Origin of the sequence: Enterococcus sp. DIV0183 (assembly GCF_050541505.1) — a bacterium.
Classification (GTDB): Bacteria; Bacillota; Bacilli; order Lactobacillales; family Enterococcaceae; genus Enterococcus; species Enterococcus faecalis.
The window spans coordinates 1,313,297-1,329,873 of record NZ_CP172932.1; the positions used below are offsets into that span (position 1 = coordinate 1,313,297).

The 16,577-nt window shown below is 38.8% G+C and carries 17 protein-coding genes; 16 read left to right on the top strand and 1 reads right to left on the bottom strand.

Annotated elements, in window-relative coordinates:
- The first annotated feature begins 77 nt into the window (after positions 1-77).
- From rpsA to IGK72_RS06525, 6 genes are all read left to right on the top strand, one after another.
- Positions 78-1,289: a 30S ribosomal protein S1 gene (rpsA, locus tag IGK72_RS06500; protein ID WP_002360341.1), complete on the top strand. Its 1,212-nt coding sequence runs from the start codon at positions 78-80 to the stop codon at positions 1,287-1,289.
- Positions 1,290-1,462: 173 nt separating this feature from the next.
- Positions 1,463-2,773: a ribosome biogenesis GTPase Der gene (der, locus tag IGK72_RS06505; protein WP_002357608.1), complete on the top strand. Its 1,311-nt coding sequence runs from the start codon at positions 1,463-1,465 to the stop codon at positions 2,771-2,773.
- 247 nt (positions 2,774-3,020) lie between these two features.
- The gene (locus IGK72_RS06510; RefSeq protein WP_002357604.1) at positions 3,021-3,296 is read left to right on the top strand and encodes an HU family DNA-binding protein; all 276 of its coding nucleotides are present in this window, start codon (positions 3,021-3,023) and stop codon (positions 3,294-3,296) included.
- A 306-nt stretch (positions 3,297-3,602) separates the two neighbouring features.
- Entirely contained in the window at positions 3,603-4,643 is a 1,041-nt protein-coding gene (locus IGK72_RS06515; RefSeq protein WP_023895087.1) for a hypothetical protein, read from the top strand.
- 9 nt (positions 4,644-4,652) lie between these two features.
- Positions 4,653-5,909 (top strand): tetratricopeptide repeat protein, encoded by a 1,257-nt coding sequence (locus IGK72_RS06520; protein WP_002397297.1) that lies wholly within the window; start codon positions 4,653-4,655, stop codon positions 5,907-5,909.
- A gap of 9 nt (positions 5,910-5,918) precedes the next feature.
- Positions 5,919-6,458, top strand: coding sequence for a ReoY family proteolytic degradation factor (locus IGK72_RS06525; protein ID WP_002361802.1), 540 nt, complete (start codon positions 5,919-5,921; stop codon positions 6,456-6,458).
- Between the two features lie 37 nt (positions 6,459-6,495).
- Here the strand turns inward: IGK72_RS06525 and IGK72_RS06530 are convergent, their stop codons facing one another.
- Entirely contained in the window at positions 6,496-7,380 is an 885-nt protein-coding gene (locus tag IGK72_RS06530; protein ID WP_002357595.1) for a YitT family protein, read from the bottom strand.
- A gap of 123 nt (positions 7,381-7,503) precedes the next feature.
- Here IGK72_RS06530 and IGK72_RS06535 point away from each other — a divergent pair, with 123 nt between their 5' ends.
- From IGK72_RS06535 to IGK72_RS06580, 10 genes are all read left to right on the top strand, one after another.
- On the top strand, positions 7,504-7,854 hold the full coding sequence (locus IGK72_RS06535; protein ID WP_002363944.1) for a nucleotide pyrophosphohydrolase: 351 nt from the start codon (positions 7,504-7,506) through the stop codon (positions 7,852-7,854).
- The gene (gene dapB / locus IGK72_RS06540; RefSeq protein ID WP_023895086.1) at positions 7,847-8,626 is read left to right on the top strand and encodes a 4-hydroxy-tetrahydrodipicolinate reductase; all 780 of its coding nucleotides are present in this window, start codon (positions 7,847-7,849) and stop codon (positions 8,624-8,626) included. Before IGK72_RS06535 ends, dapB begins: the two co-directional genes overlap by 8 nt.
- Complete coding sequence (locus IGK72_RS06545) at positions 8,623-9,843, top strand: CCA tRNA nucleotidyltransferase (RefSeq protein WP_023895085.1); 1,221 nt, start codon at positions 8,623-8,625, stop codon at positions 9,841-9,843. The genes dapB and IGK72_RS06545 overlap by 4 nt, the downstream gene beginning before the upstream one ends.
- Positions 9,843-10,217: a thioesterase family protein gene (locus IGK72_RS06550; RefSeq protein WP_430619628.1), complete on the top strand. Its 375-nt coding sequence runs from the start codon at positions 9,843-9,845 to the stop codon at positions 10,215-10,217. Before IGK72_RS06545 ends, IGK72_RS06550 begins: the two co-directional genes overlap by 1 nt.
- An 89-nt stretch (positions 10,218-10,306) precedes the next feature.
- Positions 10,307-10,762: a hypothetical protein gene (locus tag IGK72_RS06555; protein WP_002357586.1), complete on the top strand. Its 456-nt coding sequence runs from the start codon at positions 10,307-10,309 to the stop codon at positions 10,760-10,762.
- 487 nt (positions 10,763-11,249) lie between these two features.
- The gene (gene aroE / locus IGK72_RS06560) at positions 11,250-12,116 is read left to right on the top strand and encodes a shikimate dehydrogenase (RefSeq protein WP_430608919.1); all 867 of its coding nucleotides are present in this window, start codon (positions 11,250-11,252) and stop codon (positions 12,114-12,116) included.
- A gap of 36 nt (positions 12,117-12,152) precedes the next feature.
- A complete protein-coding gene (gene aroF / locus IGK72_RS06565; protein ID WP_002363948.1) occupies positions 12,153-13,178 on the top strand; it encodes a 3-deoxy-7-phosphoheptulonate synthase in 1,026 nt (341 codons plus the stop codon).
- 22 nt (positions 13,179-13,200) lie between these two features.
- Positions 13,201-14,277 (top strand): 3-dehydroquinate synthase, encoded by a 1,077-nt coding sequence (aroB, locus tag IGK72_RS06570; RefSeq protein ID WP_002397300.1) that lies wholly within the window; start codon positions 13,201-13,203, stop codon positions 14,275-14,277.
- Between the two features lies 1 nt (position 14,278).
- Positions 14,279-15,445, top strand: coding sequence for a chorismate synthase (gene aroC / locus IGK72_RS06575; protein WP_002357582.1), 1,167 nt, complete (start codon positions 14,279-14,281; stop codon positions 15,443-15,445).
- A 33-nt stretch (positions 15,446-15,478) separates the two neighbouring features.
- A complete protein-coding gene (locus tag IGK72_RS06580) occupies positions 15,479-16,573 on the top strand; it encodes a prephenate dehydrogenase (protein ID WP_016627103.1) in 1,095 nt (364 codons plus the stop codon).
- Positions 16,574-16,577 lie beyond the last annotated feature (4 nt).

The following is a 16,577-nucleotide window of genomic DNA, read 5'->3' on the forward strand; positions in this document are numbered from 1 at the left end:
TTTTACAAAAATCTCGTACTATGTAAGTATATATAGCTAAGTTTTGGAATTTTTGTTGGCATAGGAGGATAAGAGGCATGACAGATTTTGAAGACAAACAAGTAGCAAACAACGAAACAATGGAAGATGCAATGAACAGCGTTCAAGAAGTCAGTGTTGGCGATATTGTTAAAGGCGAAGTTTTAGCCATTGAAGACAAACAAGTTGTTGTCGGCATTGAAGGAGCGGGCGTTGAAGGCGTTGTTCCTGCAAAGGAATTATCGACTTTACCAGTTGAAGATGTACACGAACTTGTGAAAGTCGGTGATGTGTTAGATTTAGTTGTTATCACATCAATTGGCAAAGATAAAGAAAACGGCAGTTATTTACTGTCAAAACGCCGTTTAGATGCTAAAAAAGTTTGGGAAGAAATTGAACAAGATTTCCAAGCGGGCAAAGTAATCGAAGCACCTGTTACAAATGTTGTTAAAGGTGGTTTGGTTGTTGATGTCGGTGTTCGCGGATTTGTTCCTGCCTCAATGGTTGAAGATCATTTTGTTGCAGATTTTTCTGAATATAAAGGTCAAACACTAGCATTTAAAATTATTGAAATCGAACCTTCAGAAAACCGCTTAATTCTTTCACATAAAGCAGTTGTTGAAGCTGAAAAAGAATCGAAAAAAGAAGAATTACTTTCTTCTTTACATGACGGAGACGTTGTTGAAGGGAAAGTAGCTCGTTTAACAGATTTCGGTGCATTCATTGATTTAGGTGGCGTGGATGGTTTAGTTCATGTTTCTGAAATTGCTCATCAGCATGTGGGCAAACCAAGTGATGCGTTAACTGTTGGCGAAGACGTTCAAGTAAAAATTCTTTCAATTAATCCAGAAGAAGGACGTATTTCTTTATCTATTAAAGAAACATTGCCTGGACCATGGACAGATATCGAAACAAAAGCAGCCGCTGGGACTGTTTTAGATGGCACAGTAAAACGCCTAACAAGCTTCGGTGCCTTTGTGGAAGTTTTCCCTGGTGTGGAAGGATTAGTGCATATTTCTCAAATTTCTCACAAGCACATTGCAACGCCTCATGAAGTTCTTCATGAAGGGGATCAAGTACAAGTGAAAGTTTTAGAAGTTAATCCAGAGGAACATCGTATTGCTTTAAGTATCAAAGCGTTAGAACCAAAACCTGAGTCTCAAGAAGAACCAAAAGAAGAACAGGAATATGAATTGCCTGAAGAAAATACTGGTTTTACCATGGGCGATATTTTAGGTGACGCTTTATCTGATGCGAAAGAAGAGGAATAACACGTTACTTTCTTGAAATTTATGAGTTTGACATAGCCGTAAACAGATCGGCTATGTCAAACTCATTTTTTCTTGAATTGGTTAGAAAATCAGCAGAAACTAAAACTTTTCTTGCACTTTAAGGTTTGATTAGGTAAACTAGTAAGGATTGAAATTCTCAAGGAGGGAATCAAATGGCAAATCCAACTATTGCGATTGTCGGTAGACCGAATGTCGGTAAATCGACTATTTTTAACCGCATTGCCGGTGAGCGTATCTCGATTGTAGAAGATACTCCTGGCGTAACACGCGACCGTATTTATACAACTGGAGAATGGTTAGGGCGTGAATTTAGTATTATTGATACCGGTGGGATTGATTTAGGTGACGAACCATTTATGGACCAAATCAAACACCAAGCAGAAATTGCGATTGATGAAGCAGATGTGATTATCTTTGTTGCTAGTGGCCGTGAAGGAATTACTGATGCAGATGAGTTAGTAGCAAAAATTTTATATCGTAGTAATAAACCAGTGATCTTAGCTGTTAATAAAGTTGACAATCCTGAAATGCGTAATGATATTTATGAATTTTATGCTTTAGGACTAGGGGATCCTTTCCCAGTTTCTGGTAGTCATGGTTTAGGCATTGGCGATGTGTTAGACGAAGCAGTTAAACATTTTCCTAACACTTCAGAAGAAGAGGACGAAGATACAATTAAATTTAGTTTAATCGGGCGTCCAAATGTCGGTAAATCATCATTGATTAATGCTATTCTTGGTGAAGATCGTGTGATTGTTTCAGATATTGAAGGAACAACGCGAGATGCAATCGATACGTATTTTGAATCTGAAGAAGGTCAAAAGTTCTTAATGATTGATACAGCTGGTATGCGTAAACGTGGAAAAGTATACGAATCAACTGAAAAATATAGCGTCATGCGCGCAATGCGGGCGATTGAACGCTCAGACATTGTTTTAATGGTCTTGAATGCAGAAGAAGGTATTCGTGAGCAAGACAAGCGTGTGGCGGGCTATGCCCATGAAGCAGGTCGCGGTATTATTATCGTGGTCAACAAATGGGATACAGTCAAAAAAGATACAAATACAATGCGTGATTTTGAAGCGGAAATTCGTGATGAATTCCAATATTTAGATTATGCACCTATCATTTTTGTGTCTGCATTAACCAAACAACGTTTAAATAAACTGCCTGAACTAATTGAAACAGTAAGTATGAATCAAAACTTACGGATTCCTTCAGCGTTGTTAAATGACGTTGTAATGGATGCTGTAGCAATTAATCCGACACCAACCGATAAAGGAAAACGTTTGAAGATTTTTTATGCAACACAAGTGGCAGTCAAACCACCTACATTTGTTATTTTTGTCAACGAAGAAGAACTAATGCACTTTTCTTATGCCCGGTTTTTAGAAAATCAAATCAGAAAAGCATTTACGTTTGAGGGCACGCCGATTAAAATCATTCCGCGACGCCGAAAATAGTGCATTCTACCATACTTTTTTTAGATATTCAAATAAATTTATCAACTTTGAGAAAAAATGATTATTTTTTGAAAAAACTGGTTAAAATACACTAAAAACCTTGCTATTACAACTTTCTTATGCTATCTTGTTAACAGAATATTGAACCAGATCAATATTTGCTGTCTGTTTTTGGACCACTCAAAAATAGACGGAACTTTAGGTGTGTAAAAACATCGTATCTCTTATAGAGGAGGTGAAATGATCCATGGCAAATAAAGCAGAATTAATCGAAAACGTTGCATCTTCAACTGGTTTAACTAAAAAAGATGCTACTGCAGCAGTAGACGCTGTCTTTTCAACAATTCAAGAAACTCTTGCTAAAGGTGAAAAAGTTCAATTAATCGGTTTTGGTAACTTTGAAGTTCGCGAACGCGCAGCTCGTAAAGGACGTAACCCACAAACTGGACAAGAAATTCAAATCGCTGCAAGCAAAGTACCTGCATTCAAACCAGGTAAAGCATTGAAAGATGCAGTGAAATAAGACAGACAATTAGAACCCTTGGTTTCCAAGGGTTCTTTTTTGAATCATACATAAAAAATGTTATTTTAAGAGGTGGTCGAAACAGTACGCTAAAAGGCTAAATTGTAACGAGCCTTGGGTGAGAAAAACGTGCTTCGCTCCGAGAATCAAGCGGGAACGGTTTGATTCTCGCTCCTTGCTTTTTTGATAAAAAGAGAAAGATTTATGAATGAAGGACAAAAATAAGTTGTTGCCAGTAGCTGTTTTTTAGTGGTTATGCTAGACTTGGGGTGAAGGAAGAGGAAACAGTCTTAAGGTGGTGAATCAATGAAATACAACTATTCTAGAGGGGAAAACAAGGTCGCTATTATTTATGGAGAAACATTTGCTTCCGTCCTAAAAAAACGACCAGTAACGACGGAGTCAATCGTTGTTTTGGCGAATCAGCGTTACTATGATCTTTTTTCGGAGAAGATTAATTATGCCTTTGGGGAACAGTTGGGATTAAACTGGTATATTTGTCGCAATGATGTTCATTGCAATGACTTATCAGAATTAGAAAGTGTGTTACGTTTCTTAGCTGATTGGCCAGAAAATCAGGATGTTTTATTGATTGGTTTGGGTAATGAAGGGGTACTACAATTAACCGCATTTTTGCACCAAGTAAGTAAGTGTTCCTCCAAATGTTGGCTGATGCCTGTGTCTGTTCAAGCGTTACGGCAAGGACTTTTACCAAGTGTCACAATTCAGCAAGCACAGCATGCAACCATGCATATAGAAAATCATTCAGAAGAAATTTTGTTTGATAGTACCTTGACCAATAAAAAAGGTGCCGCTCCTTTAATTGATTTGCTCGTTTTTATTCGAGCGGGTCTTGTCTGTGATTATGCTTATTTACAAATGCTATACCAAACGTATCCAGATAAAAAACGGTTGAATCAAACGTCATTTAATGGTATTTTAGACGAGTTGTTATCTTTGTATGAACAAGCAGGGGAAAAAGTGGATCAATTTGGCCGAGTTTTTGAAGCGGCCTTTGCTACAACCGAAAATGGCCATTTGTTATCAGGTCCCATGAAACGATTATTGGGATTATTGTTACAAGTTTTATGGAGCCAGCAAGTCAATCACTTTGACTTTCAATTTAAAAATTTTATCATTTGGTTTATTCGCTTAGGTTTTCCGGTGGCGTTTCCAAAAGAAATTTTAAGTGCTGATTACGCAGAACAAGTCTTAGCTCACACAGAAACACTAGGTCCTCCTATGGCGTTGGAAAAAATCGGTCAACTAGGAGCAGCTTTAAAGCCAACGCCCGATCAACTGTTAACAACGATTGAAAGATACCAAGAAATTTTAAAAGAGATTTGAGGGGAAATTATGTCATATAGTGAAAAAATGGTTCAAGCATTACAAGCTGAAAATTTAGCAGAAGCACAGTTAATGTTTGAAGAAGCATTAAAGAAAGATGATGAAAATACCTTAGCTGATTTAGGGGAAACGTTATTATCTTTAGGTTTTCTAGAAGAAGCCAAACAAATTTTCCAACAGTTGTTGGAACAATTTCCCGATGCAGATGGCTTAAACATTCCATTAGCAGAAATCGCCATTGAAAATAATGAAATAGATGACGCATTCATCTATTTAGAAAAAATTCCAGAAACTAGTGACAGTTATGTCCAAAGTCTCTTAGTTACTGCGGATTTGTACCAAGTTTTAGGGATTCCAGAAGTCAGTGAAGCGAAATTAAAAGAAGCAGCCAATCTTATGCCAGAAGAGCCGTTAATTCAATTTGCTTTGGGAGAACTATACTTTACAAATGGTCAATTTGTCGAGGCTATTACTCGTTATCAAAGCATTGTAGAAAGCGGGACAGCGCAAATCTCTGCTATTTCCTTGAATGAACGCTTAGGAAGTAGTTACAGCATGTTAGGTGATTTTGAAGAAGCAGTTCCTTATTTGGAAGCCGCGGTCAAAGAAGAACAAACAGACGATCGTTTATTCCAGTTAGCTTTCACTTATTTACAGTTACATGAGAATCAAAAAGCCATTGCGTTGTTCCAGCAATTAAAAACACTAAACCCACATTATCAATCACTTTATCTATATTTAGCGGAAGCGCTCCAAGAAGAAGAGCAATTAGAGGAAGCAAAAGCGGTGATCGAAGAAGGAATTGCGGAAAATCCCTTCCAAGTAGAGTTATACCAATTTGCCTCTGAAAATGCCTATCGCTTACACGATATTGCTGGTGCTGAAAACTGGTTGTTAAAAGCTTTGGAATTAGGTGAGAAAACAGATGAAAGTCGTTTGACCTTAAGTAATCTCTACCTCACGGAAGAGCGTTTTGAGGAAGTAATTACTATCTTAAATGATTTAGAGGAAACGGATCATCCTTATGCTGAATGGAATTTAGCAAAAGCGTACAACGAATTAGAAGACTTTGCCGTCGCTAAAGTTCATTATGAACAAGCAGCGCAAGAATTGTCTCACGAACCAGAATTTCTAAAAGAATACGCATTGTTCTTACGAGAAGAAGGCGAACTTGAAAAAGCAAAACACTTGTTATACCACTATTTGGAACATGAACCTGGTGATGTCGACATGCAATCTGTGCTAGCAGATATGGAAGAAAGATAGGAAACGACGATGTTTGTTAGTTTATCAGAAAAGAAAAAATTTTTAACTTGGTTAGTGAATACCGTGCCTTTTGGAAGAAGAGAAGTACTGTGGATTTTAAATTACTTATTAACGCACGATGCGATTTTAAATAATGTTCATTTTGTTGAGAACGTAGAGAAAACCGATCGGGGGATTCGTGTGGTAGCGGATGGTTTAGGTAAGGAGCCGTTATTGCTTTTTATCCAAGCACAAGAATTTACAGATCCGGAACAAATTTTTCACGAGATTCGGATGAATTGGCGGAAAGCTCTTTATTTAGAATGTGTATTTCCAGAGGCTTGGCAAACGAGCCAGTATTTATCTGTTTTAGAAGATAATCCGTTTGCGCCATGGAATGAACAAGTGGATCAGGAAGTTGCCAGAGCGATTGATCAATACTTTAAGCAAGAAGAACAAACGCAGCGAATGGCATTAATTAAAGCTCAAATTGATGATGCTTTAGAAACAGGCAACAAAGAAGCGTTTTTAGAATTATCCGATGAATTAAATCGTTTGAAGCAACAATAAATAAAACCCAGCATTTATTGAAAATGCTGGGTTTTATTTATTGTTTTAATTTAAAGCGCCGTTGTTTGCTGGGTTTTGCATAAGTAAAGCCTTCGCCAATTGCTTCATGTACGTTAATGATGGACACAAAGGCTTTTTCATCTATTTCATTAGCAATCCGTTTGACTTCCATTATTTCTCGAGGGCTGACTACCGTGTAGAGAACCCGTTTTTCCACTTGTGAATAAGCACCTTCACCATTTAAATATGTTACCCCGCGTTCTAAAGAAGCCATTAAACTTTGACCGATTTCTTCGGAATGATTGGAAACAATTAAAATTCCTTTCGCAGCATAGGCTCCATCGAGTACAGAATCAACAACACGACTGAAAACAAAGGACACAATTAAAGTATACATCATTCGTTTGACATCAATATAGGTCAACGAGAGGAGTAAGACTGCAACATCAAAAAGTAACAACGAGCGTCCCATGCTAATCCCAAAGTATTTTTCGAAAATGCGGGCAATGACGTCGGTCCCACCAGTGGTTCCGCCTACGCGGTAAACAAGGCCACTACCGAATCCTGCGGCCAAACCAGCTAAGAGAGCAGCAATCAATAAATCATGATCTAAATTAATTTCAACAGGAAATTTTTGCCAAAACCACAAAAATACCGATAACGACACGGTACCAATTAGCGTATAATAGAGGGAACGTTTGCCTAAAATTTTACCACCAATTAATAAGAGCGGAATATTGATTAATAATGTCGTATATGCTGGGTTAAAATGAAATAAGGCTCTTAAAATCAAAGTAATCCCCGTGACACCACCTTCGGCCAGGTCATTGGCAATATTGAAAGTAACCAAACCAAAGGCATAGATACAGCTTCCTAATACAATAAATAACACATCTTTAAAATAAAATCTTTGTTCTTCCATTTAATCACGTCCTTTTACAGTATAAACTGTATCATTCTCTATATAAAACAACAAGTAGAACCTTTCCAGATAGCCAAGTTTTTGATAAGATGTAGGAGGTAGAGTAAGAAAGGTTGGGGTAAAATGTCAGAATCAGAACAACGTAGTTTGCAATCGATGCAAACAGAAGTTGATGATTATATTCAACAGTTTAAAACAGGCTATTTTTCACCATTAGGACAAATGGCTCGTTTGACGGAAGAGGTCGGAGAATTAGCCCGTGAAGTCAATCATTATTATGGTGAAAAACAGAAAAAAGCAGACGAAAAACCAAAGACAGTATCAGAGGAACTTGGAGATGTCTTTTTTGTATTGATTAGCATGGCAAATTCTTTAGAGATTGATTTAACCGAAGTTTTTGAAGAAAATATGGCCAAATTTAACAAGCGGGATCGCTATCGCTTTGAAAGAAAGGATGGGAAAACACATGATTAAAATAATTGTCGCTGGGTTTAAAGGACGGATGGGCAGTACTGCTACACAAATGGTCTTAGAAACCGCAGACTTTGAATTAGTAGGTGTGTATGATCCTCATGAAGCACAAGAAACTGTTTCTTTCAATGATGAAACAGCAATTCCCGTTTTTCAGCGCTTAGAAGAAGTCCTAGCTGTCAAACCAGATGTTTGGATTGATTTTACGGTTCCTGAAGCCGCCTATCCAAATACGCGTTTTGCGTTGGAACACGGTATGGCGCCTGTTGTTGGGACGACAGGCTTTACGGAGGAACAAATCAACGAATTGACAAACCTATCTCGAGAAAAAGCCATCGGCGGCTTAATTGCGCCAAATTTTGCAATTGGGGCAGTTTTAATGATGCAATTTGCCCAAAAAGCGGCACAGTATTTTCCGGATGTGGAAATCATTGAATTACATCATGATAACAAATTAGATGCACCAAGTGGAACGGCTATAAAAACTGCAGAAATGATTCAAGAAGTTCGGCCAGCAAAAAAACAAGGGAATCCGCAAGAGGTAGAATCAATACCAGGGGCACGCGGGGCTGATTTCGAGGGTCTGCGAATCCATAGTGTCCGCTTACCTGGTTTAGTGGCACACCAACAAGTCCAATTTGGCAGTGTAGGTGAAGGGCTCACTATTCGGCATGATTCTTATGATCGGCGTTCATTCATGACAGGAGTGGCGTTAGCTTGTCGGCAAGTGATACAGAGAACAGAACTACTTTACGGATTGGAACAGATGCTATGAAATTGACAACTATTCCAAACGAATTTAAAGAAGCCGCTCCCGTTATTCGTGAAATCAATGCACAGGGCTTTGAAGCGTATTTTGTTGGGGGCAGTGTCCGTGATGCTTTATTAAATAAACCAATCCATGATGTCGATATTGCGACAAGTGCCTATCCAGAAGAAATTAAGCAAATTTTTAAACGAACCGTTGATGTGGGTATCGAACATGGTACAGTCCTTGTATTGATGGAAGACCAACAGTATGAAGTAACAACCTTTCGTACCGAGTCAACTTATCAAGACTTTCGCCGACCAGATGAAGTCACCTTTGTTCGCTCCTTGAAAGAAGATTTAAAACGGCGAGATTTTACGATTAATGCCTTGGCGCTTGACAGCACAGGCGAAATCATTGATTTATTTGATGGTATCGAAGATTTAACTAATCAAACCATTCGTGCAGTCGGTAATCCCCATGAGCGGTTTCATGAAGATGCTCTGCGGATGATGCGGGGCTTACGCTTTGCTAGCCAATTAGATTTTAAAATTGAAGAAAAAACCTTAGCTGCTATCGCTGAATTTCATCCTTTATTGGAAAAAATTTCAGTAGAACGCATTACGATTGAATTTGTAAAAATGCTTTTAGGGGTTAATCGACAAGGTGGCTTAGCTCCGTTTATTGAAACAGAATGCTATCAATACTGTCCAAAATTACGAGAACAAGGGGCTGGACTTTTTCGTTTAATGGACTTGCCTGCTCGTCAAATTGAAACAGAAGCAGAAGTGTGGACGTTACTTATCCAATCGTTGAATTTGCCAGAAGCAGAAATTCGCTCCTTCTTAAAAGCTTGGAAACTTTCAAATCAATTAATTCAAAACGTTTCACAATTAGTACGCGGTTTGCGTTTTCGCTTGAGTAACGACTGGCAGCCAATGATGCTTTATGAATTAGGCGAAGAATCAGCAGTACTTGTTGAAAGGCTTTTATATTATTACCAACAAGACAGTCAAGTACAAGTAACAAAAGAGTTAGTTAAGGCATTACCCATCCATCAAAGACATGAATTGGCCATTACAGGAAAAGACCTTTTAGCCATCTTAGAAGAAACACCAGGCAAATGGTTAGGGGAACTGATTGCTGAAATCGAGCAACACGTTGTTGAAGGTAGCTTAGAGAATAAACAAGAAGTTCTGCTTTCGTTTGCCAAAAAACAACGTTCAAAAGGAGAGAAAGCATAATGCCAACAGAAATGTTTACAAAAGAATTCTTGGTGAAAGAATCACAAACGGCTAAAATGCTCGGTTCTGGTGACTTAGAAGTTTTAGGAACCCCTGCTTTAGCTGCCATGATTGAACAAACAGCCAAAGAAGCTGTGAAGTACCAATTATCAGTTGGGGAAACAACTGTCGGAACGGTGTTAGAATTGCGCCACTTATATCCATCCGCGGTAGGGGCGACAATCGTTGTTACGATGACCGGCATTGAACAGACTGCACACAAAATACGCTATGAATTTGTTGCTTATGAAGGAGAACGACAAATTGCCAAAGGTTCTCACCAACGTGCAGTAGTTGAGATTGATTCTTTTTTAAAAAGAATAACAAAAGATTAAGAATCTACAGCGAAAGTTTGTGACCGTTTATCAAAAGTATGGTAAACTAATAATGTAAGAAATTATTTTTAAGTAAGGAGATTTGTGCTATGGCTAGAGAAATGACAGGACTTAAATTTTATTTCAGAAATGGTGAAACTTGGACGATTGATCGTCGTTTTATTGGTGATTTATGGATCAAACATATTACAACAAGTTTTGGCCGTATCCATGGTAGTGAATTTGTTGAAATTCATCCATGTGAAGGGTTCAAAATTGAAATTTTCCAAGAAGGAGATCATGTTCAAACCCACGATATTAACTTAGGTGGCTTAGAATTAGGGATGTTCTCTCGTGCTTTAAAATATGAAGATATCGAACGTATGGAAATTCTTTACAAAAATGGCACACCAGATTTAGTTTATTTCCCTTACAAAGATAAAACAGATGAGGGCTTGGATAACATCTATCAATCTACAAAAGTCAGCGAAAAAACTAAAAACTTATACATTGTTATCGACCCAACACAAACAGTTGACGATGTATACGCTGAAGAATTAAAATAATTTTTGCCCCACAGGAATCAGTGAAATGACTGGTTCCTGTGGCTTTTTTAGTCTTTTGGCGAATAAAATAACATTGGTTTTAATGGAATAGTCGAAAAAATAAGCGAATAAGTGTTGACACATGTTTTTTCTAGCGGTATACTGTTAACAATTCTTAATTAAATCAGTTTTGGAGTGATTCTTATGACAACAACGAAGAAAAACCATACACAACTGAATAACTTTTACTTTAGCTATTTTAGATAGGTTTGTATTCATAACATTATGGGTACAGACAACAAACGTTTGTATCTATAATGGCTAGGGAAATTTAAGATGACTTTCAGCCATGTAGATTTAAGAAAATCTATAGTGGCTTTTATATTGCTTTTTTGTAGGGTATTCACTGTAGATTTTTCTTAAAATTTACTGTGAATATCCTTTTTGTTTGGCCAAAAATTAGGATTTCAGAAACTTACTAAAAAAATTTCGTAAAGGAGCACACAGGATGAAAGAAATAACTGGAGCCACTCGTTTAGCTGGGCTATTCGCGAAACCCAGCCAACACAGTATTTCACCGTTGATTCATAATACAGCATTTCAAAATTTAGGAGTTGATGCTCGGTATCTGGCGTTTGACGTTGGACAAGAGACATTGCCACAAGCAATTGAAGCGATTCGAACGTTTCACATGTTAGGGGCCAACTTATCAATGCCCAATAAAGTGGCGGCTGTAAGTTATATGGATGAACTAAGTTCTACCGCTCAACTGGTTGGCGCAATTAATACGATTGTCAACAAAGATGGAAAACTTTACGGAGACAGCACGGATGGTACTGGTTTTATGTGGAGTTTGAAAGAGAAAAAGGTTGACGTTTTTCAGAATAAAATGACCATCTTAGGAACAGGTGGTGCAGCCTTATCAATCATTGCCCAAGCTGCTTTAGATGGCGTGAAAGAAATCGCCGTTTACAACAGGAAAAGCGCGGGGTTTAACGACAGTCAAAAAAAACTGGCAAATTTCACTGAACGAACCAACTGTGTAATCCATTTAAACGATTTAGCGGATACTGAAAAACTAGCAAAAGATGTTGCTGAAAGCGTCTTGTTAGTTAATGCAACGAGTGTGGGTATGCATCCACATGCACATAGTAGTCCTATAGAAAATTATGCAATGATTCAACCGAAGTTATTCGTGTATGATGCTATTTATAATCCCAGAGAAACACAGTTATTAAAAGAAGCCCGTTTACGTGGCGCAGAAACAAGCAACGGCTTGGACATGCTACTTTATCAAGGAGCTGCTGCTTTTGAACAATGGACAGGACAAAAAATGCCTGTATCAGTCGTAAAACGTAAAATTGAAAATAGATAAAAAGAGCGCCGTTTAAAGGCATGAGGAGAGAATATAATGATCGTAATTATGAAAGAAAATGCAACCGAAAAGCAAATGAAACAAGTCATTGATTTAGTAACAGGTGCAGGCTTAACTACTCAAACAAGTCAAGATAATGGAAAAACAGTGATAGGCTTGATTGGCGATACAGAAAAATTAGTTGAAGCAGAGTTAACAGCATTAGAAGGCGTGGAGAAAAGTGTCCGCATTTCGTTGTCTTACAAACTAACGAGTCGTTTATTTCATCCAGAGAATACAGTGGTTGATGTGAACGGTGTTAAAATCGGTGACGGCAGTATGACCATGATGGCGGGCCCTTGTTCAATCGAAAGCTTAGATCAGATTCGTGAATGTGCGCGAATTGCTAAAGCTGGCGGTGCAACAATTTTACGAGGTGGTGCATTCAAACCTAGAACGTCGCCATACGCTTTCCAAGGACTAGAAGAAGAAGGACTGAAATACATTCGCCAAGCGGCTGATGAATTAGATATGCAAGTCATTACAGAAGTGATGGATGAAGCGAATTTAGAACTTGTCGCAAAATACAGTGACATTTTACAAATCGGTGCGCGCAACATGCAAAATTTCAAGTTATTACAAGCGGTTGGTAAAACTGGAAAACCTATCGGCTTAAAACGCGGGATTGCCGGTACGATTGATGAATGGCTAAACGCAGCTGAATACATTGCTGCGCAAGGAAATTTCAATGTGATCTTCATTGAACGTGGGATTCGTACGTACGAAACCGCTACGCGCAATACACTTGATTTAAGTGCGGTGCCTTTAATTAAAAAATTAAGTCATTTTCCAATTATTGTTGATCCGAGTCATGGTGTTGGTATCTGGGATTTAGTACCGCCAATGGCCCGAGCAGGTGTTGCTTCAGGTGCGGACGGCTTGATTGTAGAAATTCATCCAGATCCAGCGAATGCGTGGTCAGATGGGCCACAATCCTTGAATGAAAAAACTTACCTACGTATGATGAAAGAAGTTCATATCATCGAAAAAGCAATGAAAGAAATTAATGCTTTAGAAGATTAGTAAAGACAGAGGAGCAGAGGACATGAAATTAACCGTAACGTTACCTACACATTCATATGATTTAACCATCGAAACAGGTGCCTTAGATAAAATTGGCACCTGGGTACGTAGCCTGTGGCAGCCACAACGGGTAGCGATTATTACCGATGAAACGGTGAATAAATTATATGGCGCAGCTGTTGAGAAAGAATTGCAAGCTGCTGGTTTTGAAACATCATTGATTGCTGTAGCGGCAGGTGAACAAAGTAAGAGCCTCGAAACAGCTCAACTGCTTTATGATTTTTTAGCGGAACAGCAATTGACTCGAAGTGATGGTCTAATTGCTTTAGGTGGAGGCGTTGTGGGAGATCTAGCTGGATTTGTCGCTTCAACCTATATGCGCGGTATTCACTTTTTGCAAGTACCAACAACCTTACTGGCACAAGTAGATAGTAGCATTGGAGGTAAAACAGCGGTTAATACTAAAAAAGCCAAAAATCTTGTCGGTACTTTTGCCCAACCAGATGGGGTTTTAATTGATCCTAATACACTTAAAACATTAGAACCTAGACGTGTTCGTGAAGGAATTGCAGAAATTGTAAAATCAGCAGCTATCGCTGATGTTGAATTGTGGCACCGTTTATCCTCTTTGGAAAATGAACAAGATTTAGTGGCACATGCAGAAGAAATTATCACGGCCTGTTGCAAGATTAAACGTGATGTCGTCGAAGAAGATGAATTAGATTTGGGCTTACGTTTGATTCTGAATTTTGGGCATACGATTGGCCACGCATTAGAAAATACAGCTGGTTACGGGGTGATTGCTCACGGTGAAGGCGTTTCTTTAGGAATGATTCAAATAACTCAAGTCGCAGAACAACAAGGGCTTTCCCCACTTGGGACTACCCAAGAGTTGGTCACCATGCTAGAAAAGTTCCATTTACCAGTAACCACAGATCGTTGGTCAGAAGAACGTCTCTATCAAGCAATTACACATGATAAAAAAACACGTGGGGGACAGATTAAAATCATTGTCTTAGAAAAAATTGGTCAAGCGAAAATTGTCTCTTTAGCAACGGAAGAAATTCGAGCATTTTTAAACAGAGAAGGAGGAATTTAAGATGCGCTTTATTACAGCAGGCGAATCACATGGACCTGAATTAACTGCTATTATTGAAGGCTTACCAGCCGGCTTGCCTTTAAGTAGCGAAGAGATTAACCGAGAATTAGCAAGACGTCAAGGCGGTTACGGTCGTGGGGGACGGATGAAAATTGAAAAAGACCAAGTACGTATTACTTCGGGCATTCGGCATGGTAAAACACTTGGCTCACCAGTAACGTTGATTGTCGAAAACAAAGACTGGAAAAATTGGACCTCCGTGATGTCAGTAGAGCCAGTTCCTGAAAAACAAAAGAAAATCCGCCGCGTCAGCAAACCACGTCCAGGACATGCTGATTTAGTTGGTGGCATGAAATATCAACATGATGATTTACGGAATGTTTTAGAACGGTCTTCGGCACGAGAAACAACGATGCGCGTGGCGATTGGTGCGGTTGCTAAAAAACTCTTAGCTGAACTGGATATCCAAGTCGCTGGGCATGTCGCGGTATTAGGCGGGATTGAAGCTACGATTCCTGAAAATTTAACGATCCGTGAAATTCAAGAACGGTCTGAACAATCTGCCGTTCGCGTATTAGATCCTTCCGTAGAAGAAAAAATGAAAGAACTAATTGACCAAACCAAGAAAAATGGCGATACAATTGGTGGGGTAGTAGAAGTACTTGTGGGTGGCGTTCCAGCTGGCTTAGGTAGCTATGTTCAATGGGATCGTAAACTAGATGCCAAAATTGCGCAAGCTGTTGTAAGCATCAATGCTTTTAAAGGTGCTGAGTTTGGCATTGGATTTGAAATGGCGCAACGCCCTGGTAGTCAAGTGATGGACGAGATTGTTTGGGACGAAAGTACTGGTTATACCAGAACTTCCAACAATTTAGGCGGTTTTGAAGGAGGAATGACCAACGGAATGCCAATCATCGTTCGTGGTGTCATGAAACCTATTCCAACCCTTTATAAACCATTACAAAGCGTGAATATTGATACAAAAGAGCCTTATAAGGCCAGCGTTGAGCGCTCTGATAGCACGGCGGTACCGGCCGCTAGCGTTGTTTGTGAAGCCGTTGTTGCAACGGAAGTAGCGAAGGCTATGCTCGAAAAATTTGATAGTGACTCATTTGAACAAATGAAAGAAGCAGTGAAACGTTATCGTCTATATACTCAAAACTTTTAATGGAAGAAAGTCGCAAGTATATGGAGGGAAAAAATGAAGAAACGTATTTTAATCGTAGGATTAGGGCTAATCGGGAGTTCACTGGCTTTGTGTATCAAAAAAGGGCATCCAAACAGTGAGATTATCGGTTTCGATAATCAAGCGGAGGCAACTGAATTTGCTAAGAAAACGGGTCTAATTGATGAGATAGCTGAATCTTTAACAAGTGGGGCAAGACGAGCAGAGATTATTTTTCTTTGTTCCCCAGTTAAAGCAACTTTAGTACAACTAGAAGAATTAAACCAATTATCACTAGAAACTGCTCTGATCACAGATGTGGGTAGTACCAAGGTGGAAATTAATCAGTTAGCAACAAAGCTTAACATGAAAAATTTTATTGGTGGTCATCCAATGGCTGGTTCACATAAATCCGGCGTAACAGCCGCTGATGAACGTTTGTTTGAAAATGCCTACTATATTTTTACCGATGACCATGGCGAAAAAAACAAACAGATTCAGGAGTTACAAACGTTACTAAAAGGAACGCATGCGAAGTTTATTACGATGCCTGCACAGGAACATGATGAAATTACTGGTGCTCTAAGTCACTTGCCACATATTGTTGCCGCAGCGTTAGTGAACGAAAGTCAGCAACTGAATACCACTTACCCTAGAGCGCAGCAGCTAGCGGCTGGAGGATTCAGAGATATTACTCGAATTGCTTCCTCTGATGCAACGATGTGGACGGATATTTTATTAAGCAATCGCTTAGTATTATTGGACTTACTAGAAAATTGGCAAAAAGAGATGACTACTGTTTGCCAATGGTTAACAGAAAAAAATGCCCCAGCCATTCGTAATTTTTTTGATAAGGCCAAAGAAACACGTGCTCAGTTGCCCATTCATAAAGAAGGCGCAATCCCAGCTTTCTATGATTTGTTTGTTGATGTACCAGATCAACCAGGAATCATTGCTGAAATTACGCAAATTTTAGGCGAAGCGGACCTTTCTCTTACAAATATTAAAATTTTAGAAACGAGAGAAGAAATCTATGGGATTCTTCAATTGTCTTTTAAAAATCAATCAGACTGCCAAGCTGCAAAACAAATTTTATCTAAAAAAACGAACTATACGTGTTATGAAAAATAAGAGG